We start from the raw sequence: 9,509 nt of genomic DNA, 5'->3' as shown, positions 1-9,509 counted from the left end.
GAGGCGTAGGAGGCGCCGCCGCCGCCGTGCACGTGCAGGTCGACGAAGCCGGGCACCACGGTGTACCCGGTCAGGTCGAGGTCACCCGGCTCGGGGTCACCACCGACGCCGGCGATGCGGTCGCCCGTGACGGTGAGGCGGTCGCCCTCGACGACTCCGCCCGACAGGACCAGCCGGGCGCCGGCCAGTGCGATGCCCTCGGGCCGGGCCGCCGATTCGATTCGCGCGGTGGTCACGCGGTCACCTCCATGGAGAGCAGATCCCAGGCGAGCAGGCCCGCGCCCAGGGACGCGGCGGTGTCTTTGAGCATGGCCGGTACGACCTCGGGGGGCATCTGGAAGGTCAGCCGCTCGGAAACCGCTGCGCGCAGCGGAGCGAAGAGGGTGTCGCCGGCCTCGGCGAGCCCGCCGCCGACGATCACCGTGGACGGGTCGAGCAGGCTCTGGGCGAGCACGATGCCGTCGGCGAGGGCGTCCACCGCGTGCTGCCAGACCGCGACCGCGCGGGGGTCCCCGGCGTCCACCGCGACGGCGCAGGATGCCGCGTCGGCGTCGGGGTCCCCGCTGGCCCCGGCCCAGGCGCGGGAGACGGCGGAGGCGGAGGCGAGGGTCTCCAGGCAGCCCCGGGCGCCGCAGCCGCACTGCGGGCCGCCCGGGCGGACCACGACGTGGCCGATCTCGCCGCCGTAGCCGTGGGCGCCGGCCTCGATCCGGCCGCCGATGCCGATGGCGCCGGCGATGCCGGTGCCCAGCGCGATGAACAGGAAGCGCTCCACACCCCGCCCGGCACCGAGGCGGCCCTCGGCGAGGCCGCCCGAGCGCACGTCGTGGCCGAGGGCGACCGGCATCGCGGTGCCGCCCGCCCCGGCCAGGCGCTCGCCCAGCAGCCTGCGCAGCGGCAGGTCCCGCCAGCCGAGGTTGGCGGAGAAGACCGCGATGCCGTTCTCCTCGTCGATCGTCCCCGGGACGGCGACGCCCGCCGCCAGCGGGGCGACGCCGAAGCGGCTGCGGCCCTCGTCCGCCAGATCGGCGGCGAAGTCGAGGATGGCGGCGACGACGGCATCAGTGCCGTGCTCCCGCCCGGTCGGTCGGCGTGCTTCGAACAGCACGGAGCCGTCCTGGGCGAGCAGCGCGGCCTTCATGCCGGTGCCGCCTACATCGAGTGCGATGACGTGCTTCACGGAGGACAGTTTCCCTTGGCTGGGTCGGAGAGGTCTAGTCCAGTTGTCGGATTGGTCTGGTCCAAAGTAGGTGAGCTTTGTCGCAGAACCATGTGGTGTGCGGCACTTTGCGCGGCCCCGGAGCGGGCGGTTTTCGCGCCGTTTCATTGCGCATCGTGCAATGACCTCCGCACTTCGATAACTACCCGGCGGGGAGGGCCCACAGGTGTGGACCACTGTGCACTGTCTTTGGCAGTGTTGCCGCCTCCCCCTGCCGGATCCCCCCGTCCGGCGCCCCGCTTCCTTTCACCCCCCGAAGGCGGTACCCGCGTTGATCAGGCGCGCTCAGGCCCCCACCCGGCTGCTCGGCACCGCGCTGGCCGGAGCGCTGCTGCTCACCGGCTGCGGCGGCCAGGACGACAAGACCGTCACCCTCAAGCTGGTGGCGGCCGACTACGGCGAGGACGCGGGCACCAGCTCCAAGCTGTACTGGGACGACGTCGCCCGGCGCTTCGAGGCCGCCAACCCGGACATAAAGATCAACGTCGACGTGGTGAGCTGGACCGACATCGGCAAGCGGGTCGACGACCTGGTGGCCGCCGGGAAGTCGCCCGACCTGCTGCAGACCGGCGGCTTCGCCGACCAGGCCGTGGCGGACCGGTTGTACCCGGCCGGGGACGTGCTCTCGCTGGAGACCCAGGCCAACATCATGGAGTCGTTCTCGCACGCCGGGCAGGTGCTCGGGACGCAGTACGGCATTCCGTTCGTCTCCTCGTCCCGGGTGCTGTTCTACAACAAGGCGGTCTTCCAGAAGGCCGGGATCACCCAGCCGCCGGCCACCTGGAACGAGCTCCGGCAGGCCGCCGAGAAGATCAAGGCCAAGGTGCCCGGGGTCACGCCGTACGGGCTGCCGCTCGGCCCGGAGGAGGCCCCGGCCGAGTCGATGCTGTGGACGCTGAGCGGTGGCGGCAGCCTCTCCGACGACGTCGGCAACTACACCATCGACAGCACGGAGAACCAGGCCACCTTCAACTGGCTGCGCACCAACCTGGTCGACACCAAGCTGACCAACCCCGACCCGGGGAAGACCAACCGCACGCCGATGTTCACCGACTTCGCGGCGGGCAAGGTCGCGATGCTGAACGGGCACCCGACGCTGCTGCGGATGGCCGCCAAGGGGAAGATCGACTTCGGCACGGCACCGATCCCCAAGAAGGACGGGCTGGCGAAGACGGGCAGCCTCGGGGTGGCCGACTGGATGATGGCGTTCAAGGCGAACGGGCACCGGAACGAGATCCGGAAGTTCCTGAGCTTCGTGTACGCCAAGGACAACCAGCTCAAGTTCGACGAGACGTACAACCTGCTGCCGGTCACCCAGGACGCCTTCACCGAGGTGACCAAGGACGGGCGGCACGAGGACCTGAAGCAGTTCGCGGCGGGGCTGACCAACGCGAGCTTCTACCCGTTCGGGGACCCGGCCTGGGCGGACGTCAGCAACCGGATCAAGACGGGGATCGGCGCGGCGGTGACGGGCGACGCCAAGCAGGTGCTGGAGGGGCTCCAGACGGCCGCGGTCAAGGAGGCGGCCCGGGTCCGCAAGTGACGGATCCCGGGCCGGCCGGCGGGCGCGGACGTCAGAGGCTGATGGCGTAGGCCTTGCGGAGGGTCTCGTGGACCGTCCAGGTGGTGCGGTCGCCGGCCCGCAGGACGGCGCAGTCGCCCGGACCGACCTCCAGGGTCGGGCCGCCGTCGATCTCGATGGTGGCCCGGCCGCTGAGCACCACGAACATCTCGTCGGCCTCGACATCGGTGACCACGCCGGGGGTGATCTGCCAGAGGCCGCGCAGCTGGCGGCCGTCGGGGGACTCGGAGAGCACCCGGCCGGAGACCTCGGGGGTGCCGGAGACGATCTGGGCCGGGTCGAGCGGGTCGGGTTCGAGCTCGGCGGTCGGGATGTGCAGGGCGAAGCTGGGCGTCATGGGGCTGACGCTAACCCGGGCGGGAGCCCGGCGGGGGGCGCAAGGTGTGTCCGGACCCCGGGGGAGAATGACACTCCGTAGTGGTGGACGGAGGTGGGTCGCGGATGGGTGCGGGCACGGGTGGGCTCGACGAGCGGGACACGGCGGTGCTGGAGCTCGAAGGACGGCAGTGGCGGACGGCCGGGGCCAAGGAGCGGGCGATCCGGGAGGAGCTGGGGCTCTCCAGTACGCGCTACTACCAGCTGCTGAACGCCCTGCTGGACCGGCCGGAGGCGCTGGCGCACGCGCCGGTGCTGGTGAACCGGCTGCGGCGGGTGCGGGAGGCGCGGCGCGCGGCCAGGTAGGCCGGGATGCGGCCCGGTAGCCGGTACGGGGACGGGGCCGGCGTGGGCCGTGCGGGGCGCGCGGGCATTCGGGCGCGTGCGGGAGGGTCGGGCCCGGGAGGCTGGGTAGGGTCCGGACATGGCTCTTGAGGAGATGGCGAAGCCGGGGACCGAGGCCGGGCGGACGGGGCTGGAGGCGATCCTGCGGGCGCCCCGGGAGGCGGTGGTGGCGCTCGACTTCGACGGGACGCTGGCACCGATCGTGGCGGATCCGAGTGCGGCACGGGCGCATCCGGGGGCGGCCGGTGCGCTGGCGGGGCTGGCGCCGCTGGTCGGGTCGATCGTGGTGGTGACCGGTCGGCCGGCGGCCCTGGCGGTGGAGTACGGCGGGTTCGGCGCGGTCGAGGGCGTGGTGGTGCTCGGGCACTACGGCGCCGAGCGCTGGGAGGGCGGCGAGCTGACGGCGCCGCCGGCGCACCCCGGAGTGGCGGCGGCGCGGGCCGCGCTGGACGGCGTACTGGCGCGGGCCGGGGCGCCCGCCGGGACGTGGGTGGAGGACAAGGGGCGCTCGCTGGCCGTCCACACCCGGCGGACGGCGGCACCGGAGCAGGCGTTCGAGCTGCTGCGCGCGCCGGTGGAGGCGCTGGCCGCCGAGCACGGGCTGGTGGTGGAGCCGGGGCGGCTGGTGCTGGAGCTGCGCCCGCCGGGGGTCGACAAGGGGGCCGCGCTGACCGGGTTCCTGCGCGAGCGGGGCGCCCGGGCGGTGCTGTACGCGGGGGACGACCTGGGGGACGTGGCGGCCTTCGCGGCGGTGGAGAAGCTGCGCGGCGAGGGGCTGGCCGGGCTGCTGGTGTGCAGCGGGACGGTCGACGGCGACGCGCCGGTGCGGGAGCTCGCCGACCGGGCGGACCTGGTGGTCGCGGGCCCGGCCGGCGTGGTGGAGCTGCTGACGGAGCTGGGGGCGGCGCTCGCCCGTCGGTGACGCCGCGGCGGCCGTCAGCCCAGCGCCGCCAGCTGGTCGAGGAACCACTGCTGCGGCGGCAGCGCCGTCGCGGCGGCGGCGAGCCGCTTGGTCCGGTCGGCGCGCTCGTCGGCGGGCATGGTGAGCGCCGCGTGCAGGGCCTCGGCGGTGGCGATGACGTCGTACGGGTTGACGCTCAGGGCGTCGTCGGCCAGCTCGGCGTGGGCGCCGGCCTCGCGGGAGAGCACCAGGGCGCAGCCGTGGTCGGAGACCACCGGGACTTCCTTGGCGACCAGGTTCATCCCGTCGCGGATCGGGTTGACCAGCGCGACGTCGGCCAGCCGGTAGGCCGCGAGCGAGCGCGGGAAGTCGTCGTTGACGTGCAGGATCAGTGGCTGCCAGTCGGCGGTGGCGAACTCCGCGTTGATCTCGGCGGCGAGCCGCTCGACCTCGGCGGTGTAGGCGCGGTACTCGGCCAGGTCGGTGCGGGACGGGTAGGCGAAGGCGATGTGGACGACGCGGTCCAGCCACTCGGGGCGGGTGCGGAGCAGGTGCCGGTAGGCCTGGAAGCCCCGGACGATGTTCTTGCTCAGCTCGGTGCGGTCGACCCGGACGACGGTGCGGCGCCCGCCGACGGCCGTGCGCAGGGTGGCGAGCCGCTCGTCGACGTCCGGGCGGTGGGACCGCTCGCGCAGGAAGTCGGCGTCGGCCCCCAGGGCGTGCACGCCGAGCCGGGTGGTGCGGCCCGCGTGGGTGACGGTGAGGGCGTCGCGGTCGACGGTGGCGCCGAGGACGGCCGCGCAGCAGTCGGCGAAGGCGAGGGCCCAGCGGCGGGTGAGGAAGCCGGCCCGGTCGGCGCCGAGGATGCCGGTGAGGACGCTCTCGGCGACGTCGTCCGGCAGCAGCCGGAAGTACTCGGGCGGGGCCCACGGGGTGTGCGAGAAGTGGCCGATGCGCAGGTCGGGGCGGGCGGCCCGGAGCAGGGCCGGGGCCAGCGAGAGGTGGTAGTCCTGGATCAGCACCGCGGCCCCGGGCGCGGCCTCGGCGGCGAGGGCGTCGGCGAAGGCGGCGTTGTAGGCGGTGTAGGACTGCCACTCGGTGCGGAACTCCGCGCCGAAGGAGGGGGCCGTCGGGGTGGCGTAGAGCAGGTGGTGGACGAACCAGAGGGTGGAGTTGGCGACGCCGTTGTAGGCGTCGGCGAAGGTCTCCGGATCTATGTCGAGCATCCGGACGGCCTGCCCGCCGACCTCGTGGCCGGCGCGGTCGAGGCGGCCGTCCGGGGCCTCCCGGGCGGCCCGGCGGTCGGCGTCGCCGAGCGCCGCGCAGACCCAGACGGCGTGCGGGTCGTCGATCGCGGAGAGCCCCGACACCAGCCCGCCGCCGCCTCGGCGCAGGGTCAGGGTGCCGTCGTCCGCCGTGCTGAAGGACACCGGTCCCCGGTTGGAGGCCACCAGGACGGCGGCGGAACCGGTCGCACTCGAACGTTCGGTCGTGAGATCGCCCATGGTTGGCATGTTGCCGTGGGCCCGGGTCGGCAAACCCCCGCCCGGCCCCCGGACCTAACCGCCGTGGCGGTTCGCGTACTCGGCGACGGTGTGCATCGGGGGCCGCTCCACCGCGGTGACCGGGTGGGTGTGCGCGGTGAAGGCGCGGGTCTGCGGGTCGCGGGTGAACTGGGTGAGCAGCGGGTGGACGAGGTCGGCCGAGGCCTTCAGCCGGTGGGTGCGGTCGAGGCGCTCCAGCGCGGTGCGGTAGATGGTGGCGGCCATCCGGCCGAGTGCCTGGCCGTCCTGGTGGCGGTGGTGGCGTACGCCGACGTCCACCTGGGCGAGGGCGTCCAGGCCGGCGAACTCCAGGGCGTCCACCAGGAGGCCGAGCTCGACGCCGTAGCCGGTGGGGAACGGCAGCCGTTCCAGCAGCGAGCGGCGCGCCGCGTACTCGCCGCCGAGCGGCTGCACGAAACCGGCGAGTTCCGGCCAGTGCAGGTTGAGCAGCGGGCGGGCGACCAGCTCGGTGACCCGCCCGCCGCCGGAGGGGACGACGGCGGCGTCGCCGGTGGCGGAGCCGCTCGACGCCACTTCGAGCGGGCGGTCGTACATGGCCTTGACCAGCTGGATGTCCGGCTCGGTGAGCAGCGGGCCGATGATGCCGGAGACGAAGGTGGGGTCGAAGGCCCGCAGGTCGGCGTCGACGAAGCAGACGATCTCGCCGGTGGTGACCAGCAGCGAGCGCCAGAGCACCTCGCCCTTGCCGGGGGCGGCGGGCAGCCGGGGCAGGATGTCGTCGCGGTGGACCACCCGGGCGCCGGCCGCGGCGGCCGCGGCGGCGGTGCCGTCGACGGAGCCGGAGTCGACGACGACGAGCTCGTCGACCAGGGGCAGCTTCTCCATCAGCTCGCGGCGCACCGTGCGGACGATGTCGCCGACGGTGGCCTCCTCGTCCAGGGCGGGCAGCACCACGCTGACGGTGCCGGCCGGGCCCGCCGCCTGCTTGGCCTCCAGCAGGGCGTGCACCGGGCGGTCGGCCGCGCTCCACGAGCGGCGGCGCAGCCAGGACGCCGCCTTCGGGAGGAGCGCGGGTGTCGGTTCGGCGGGCACGGAACTCTCCTCGGCGGATCGGGGTGGGACGGGGCATCTCGCGTGGCGGACGGTCCCGTTCAGGGTTGACGCCTTCGGATACAGTCTTCGTACAGCGATCGGACCTTCGCACGCCGGGGTCACCGCTGAGCAGGACCACAACTTCACAGAGCTCATCCAGAGGGACTGAGGGAACGGCCCGTTGACGTCCCGGCAACCTTCTCGCACGGCAGGCTTCGGCCCCGGCGGGACAGGTGCCAATTCCGTCCTGTGGCGCGCCCGCGTCACGGGGAAGATGAGGAGAGAGGCCTCCGCCATCATGGCTGTCGACACCGCCGCACCCGCACCCGCAACCGTTGATCTCGGCCCTGCCGTCGCACTGTCCTGTCGGGAGTGCGGCACCCGGTTCCCGCTCGGTCCCAGCTTCGCCTGCCTGGAGTGCTTCGGGCCGCTGGAGATCGCCTACGACTTCGGCAGCGAGGGCGCGGAGGAGCTCCGCAAGCGGATCGAGGCCGGTCCGGCGTCGATCTGGCGCTACGCCCCGCTGCTGCCCGTCCCGGCCGACGTCGCCGGCAAGCCGAACCTCAACCCGGGGTGGACCCCGCTGGTGAAGGCGGACAACCTGGGCCGCGAGCTCGGCTTCACCGCCCAGCTGCACGTCAAGGACGACTCGGGCAACCCGACGCACTCGTTCAAGGACCGCGTGGTCGCCTGCGCGATCGAGGCGGCGCGGGCGTTCGACTTCACGACCCTCTCCTGCTCCTCGACCGGCAACCTGGCCGGTGCGGTGGGCGCGGCGGCGGCCCGGGCCGGGTTCAAGTCCTGCGTGTTCATCCCGCACGACCTGGAGCAGGGCAAGGTCGTGATGGCCGGTGTCTACGGCGGCGAGCTGGTCGGCATCGAGGGCAACTACGACGACGTGAACCGCTTCTGCTCGGAGCTGATCGGGGACCCGGCCGGTGAGGGCTGGGGCTTCGTGAACGTCAATCTGCGCCCGTACTACGGCGAGGGCTCCAAGACGCTGGCCTACGAGATCTGCGAGCAGCTCGGCTGGCGGCTGCCGGAGCAGATCGTCATCCCGATCGCCTCGGGCTCGCAGCTGACGAAGATCGACAAGGGTCTGCAGGAGCTGATCAAGCTGGGCCTGGTCGAGGACCGGCCGTACCGGATCTTCGGCGCCCAGGCGGCGGGCTGCTCGCCGGTGTCGGCGGCCTTCAAGGCCGGCCAGGACGTCATCCGGCCGGTCAAGCCGGACACCATCGCCAAGTCGCTGGCGATCGGCAACCCGGCCGACGGCCCGTACGTGCTGGACATCGCCCGCCGCACCGGCGGGGCCGTCGAGGACGTCACCGACGCCGAGGTGGTGGCCGCGATCAAGCTGCTGGCCCGCACCGAGGGCATCTTCGCCGAGACCGCGGGCGGGGTGACCGTCGGCGTGCTGAAGAAGCTGGTCGAGACGGGGCAGCTGGATCCGGCCAAGGAGACCGTCGCGATCAACACCGGTGACGGCCTGAAGACGCTGGACGCCGTCTCCGACTCCGGGATGACCGCCGTCATCCGCCCGACGCTGGCCTCGTTCCGCGACGCCGGCCTCGCGACCGCCTGACCCGCCCGCAGCCCCGCCGCACCGCCGTTCCGCCGTTCTGCCCGAGGAGACCCCCATGAGCGCCACCGTCCGCATCCCGACCATCCTGCGCACCTACACCGGCGGCACCGCCGAGGTGACCGCCGAGGGCGCCACCCTGGGCGACGTCATCGCCGACCTGGAGAAGAACCACGCCGGGATCGCCGCCCGGATCCTGGACGACGCCGGCAAGCTGCGCCGGTTCGTGAACGTCTACGTCAACGACGACGACGTGCGCTTCGCGGAGGGTCTGGCCACCGAGATCAAGGACGGCGCGAGCGTCTCGATCATTCCGGCGGTGGCCGGCGGCTGCTGATCCGCCCCTTTCCGACCAGGCCGTTTATCGGCCGGGCCGTTTCCGACCGGGCCGTTCGTGCGTACGGAATTCCGATCTCCGTACGCGCGGGCGGCCCGTCGCATTCCGGCGGGAATATTTCGCGGTCCGGGGGAGTAGAGTGTCGCTCGTCCGGGAAGAGGGCCTCCCCTCCCCCCTCGCCCCGGTACTCGAATCCGTCCGCGCCCGTACCGCCGGTGTCTGTCCGGCCGCTGAGACCGGCGCCGGGGCCGTGACCGTGAAACATGTCAGGCCGATGTCAGAATTCTCGAAGGCATTTGGGTAATTCGTCCGCTATGTCCGGCGTGAAATGCCGATTTCCTCCCGCTTTGGCCTGGGCTGTCCCTTGACGGGCCGGGTGAATTCCCGGCGGTTGACCCTGTTGCAGAGGGCGTCGATCCGGATACATTCAGCCGCGGTCGACGCAATCACCCGCTCACCGGATGCCTTCCGGTGGTCTCCGCGGACGATTGTGGCGTGCACGGCTGCGCCCAGGGGGGGTTCCCCGGGCCGGCCTCAAACCAGACCCGGGCCCGCGACCTGCGGGCGCGTG

At 73.1% G+C, this 9,509-nt stretch carries 9 protein-coding genes, 1 pseudogene and 1 riboswitch; of the genes and pseudogenes, 5 read left to right on the top strand and 5 right to left on the bottom strand.

From position 1 onward, the window contains the following. A pseudogene (locus ACWDRR_RS17210) lies at positions 1 to 236 on the bottom strand (N-acetylglucosamine-6-phosphate deacetylase); the annotation flags it as partial. Continuing rightward, entirely contained in the window at positions 233 to 1,180 is a 948-nt protein-coding gene (locus tag ACWDRR_RS17205) for an ROK family protein (protein WP_449773004.1), read from the bottom strand. The pseudogene ACWDRR_RS17210 and the gene ACWDRR_RS17205, both read right to left, overlap by 4 nt. 310 nt (positions 1,181 to 1,490) lie before the next feature. Between ACWDRR_RS17205 and ACWDRR_RS17200 the strand changes: the two genes are divergently transcribed. Continuing rightward, positions 1,491 to 2,762, top strand: a complete 1,272-nt coding sequence (locus ACWDRR_RS17200; RefSeq protein ID WP_449773003.1) for an extracellular solute-binding protein — start codon at positions 1,491 to 1,493, stop codon at positions 2,760 to 2,762. A gap of 31 nt (positions 2,763 to 2,793) precedes the next feature. Here the strand turns inward: ACWDRR_RS17200 and ACWDRR_RS17195 are convergent, their stop codons facing one another. Further along, a complete protein-coding gene (locus tag ACWDRR_RS17195; protein ID WP_449773002.1) occupies positions 2,794 to 3,138 on the bottom strand; it encodes a cupin domain-containing protein in 345 nt (114 codons plus the stop codon). 104 nt (positions 3,139 to 3,242) lie between these two features. Between ACWDRR_RS17195 and ACWDRR_RS17190 the strand changes: the two genes are divergently transcribed. Both ACWDRR_RS17190 and otsB read left to right on the top strand, forming a co-directional pair. Continuing rightward, positions 3,243 to 3,482, top strand: coding sequence for a DUF3263 domain-containing protein (locus ACWDRR_RS17190; RefSeq protein WP_449773001.1), 240 nt, complete (start codon positions 3,243 to 3,245; stop codon positions 3,480 to 3,482). A 118-nt stretch (positions 3,483 to 3,600) separates the two neighbouring features. Further along, positions 3,601 to 4,443, top strand: a complete 843-nt coding sequence (otsB, locus tag ACWDRR_RS17185) for a trehalose-phosphatase (RefSeq protein ID WP_449773000.1) — start codon at positions 3,601 to 3,603, stop codon at positions 4,441 to 4,443. 14 nt (positions 4,444 to 4,457) lie between these two features. Here the strand turns inward: otsB and ACWDRR_RS17180 are convergent, their stop codons facing one another. Together ACWDRR_RS17180 and ACWDRR_RS17175 are read right to left on the bottom strand one after the other, a co-directional pair. Beyond that, on the bottom strand, positions 4,458 to 5,927 hold the full coding sequence (locus ACWDRR_RS17180; protein ID WP_449772999.1) for an alpha,alpha-trehalose-phosphate synthase (UDP-forming): 1,470 nt from the start codon (positions 5,925 to 5,927) through the stop codon (positions 4,458 to 4,460). A gap of 54 nt (positions 5,928 to 5,981) precedes the next feature. After that, the gene (locus tag ACWDRR_RS17175) at positions 5,982 to 7,019 is read right to left on the bottom strand and encodes a glucosyl-3-phosphoglycerate synthase (protein ID WP_449772998.1); all 1,038 of its coding nucleotides are present in this window, start codon (positions 7,017 to 7,019) and stop codon (positions 5,982 to 5,984) included. A 149-nt stretch (positions 7,020 to 7,168) separates the two neighbouring features. Beyond that, positions 7,169 to 7,300: riboswitch (SAM riboswitch) on the top strand. A 17-nt stretch (positions 7,301 to 7,317) separates the two neighbouring features. Between ACWDRR_RS17175 and thrC the strand changes: the two genes are divergently transcribed. Together thrC and ACWDRR_RS17165 are read left to right on the top strand one after the other, a co-directional pair. Then, positions 7,318 to 8,604 carry a threonine synthase gene (gene thrC, locus ACWDRR_RS17170; protein ID WP_449772997.1) on the top strand — a complete coding sequence of 429 codons (1,287 nt, stop codon included), beginning with the start codon at positions 7,318 to 7,320 and terminating at the stop codon, positions 8,602 to 8,604. Between the two features lie 55 nt (positions 8,605 to 8,659). Continuing rightward, positions 8,660 to 8,938 (top strand): ubiquitin-like small modifier protein 1, encoded by a 279-nt coding sequence (locus tag ACWDRR_RS17165; RefSeq protein ID WP_387883020.1) that lies wholly within the window; start codon positions 8,660 to 8,662, stop codon positions 8,936 to 8,938. The last annotated feature ends 571 nt before the right edge of the window (positions 8,939 to 9,509 follow it).

The sequence above is a fragment of the Kitasatospora sp. NPDC003701 genome (genome assembly GCF_053587085.1).
Note: the sequence above shows the minus strand (reverse complement) of the source record. Positions and strands in the feature narration are given on the sequence as shown.

What these genes read in the sequence shown, in the direction of transcription:
- ACWDRR_RS17195 (WP_449773002.1), bottom strand. Translation starts at nt 3,138, where the DNA reads ATGACGCCCAGCTTCGCCCTGCACATCCCGACCGCCGAGCTCGAACCC.
- ACWDRR_RS17190 (WP_449773001.1), top strand. Translation starts at nt 3,243, where the DNA reads ATGGGTGCGGGCACGGGTGGGCTCGACGAGCGGGACACGGCGGTGCTG.
- otsB (WP_449773000.1), top strand. Translation starts at nt 3,601, where the DNA reads ATGGCTCTTGAGGAGATGGCGAAGCCGGGGACCGAGGCCGGGCGGACG.
- ACWDRR_RS17180 (WP_449772999.1), bottom strand. Translation starts at nt 5,927, where the DNA reads ATGGGCGATCTCACGACCGAACGTTCGAGTGCGACCGGTTCCGCCGCC.
- thrC (WP_449772997.1), top strand. Translation starts at nt 7,318, where the DNA reads ATGGCTGTCGACACCGCCGCACCCGCACCCGCAACCGTTGATCTCGGC.
- ACWDRR_RS17165 (WP_387883020.1), top strand. Translation starts at nt 8,660, where the DNA reads ATGAGCGCCACCGTCCGCATCCCGACCATCCTGCGCACCTACACCGGC.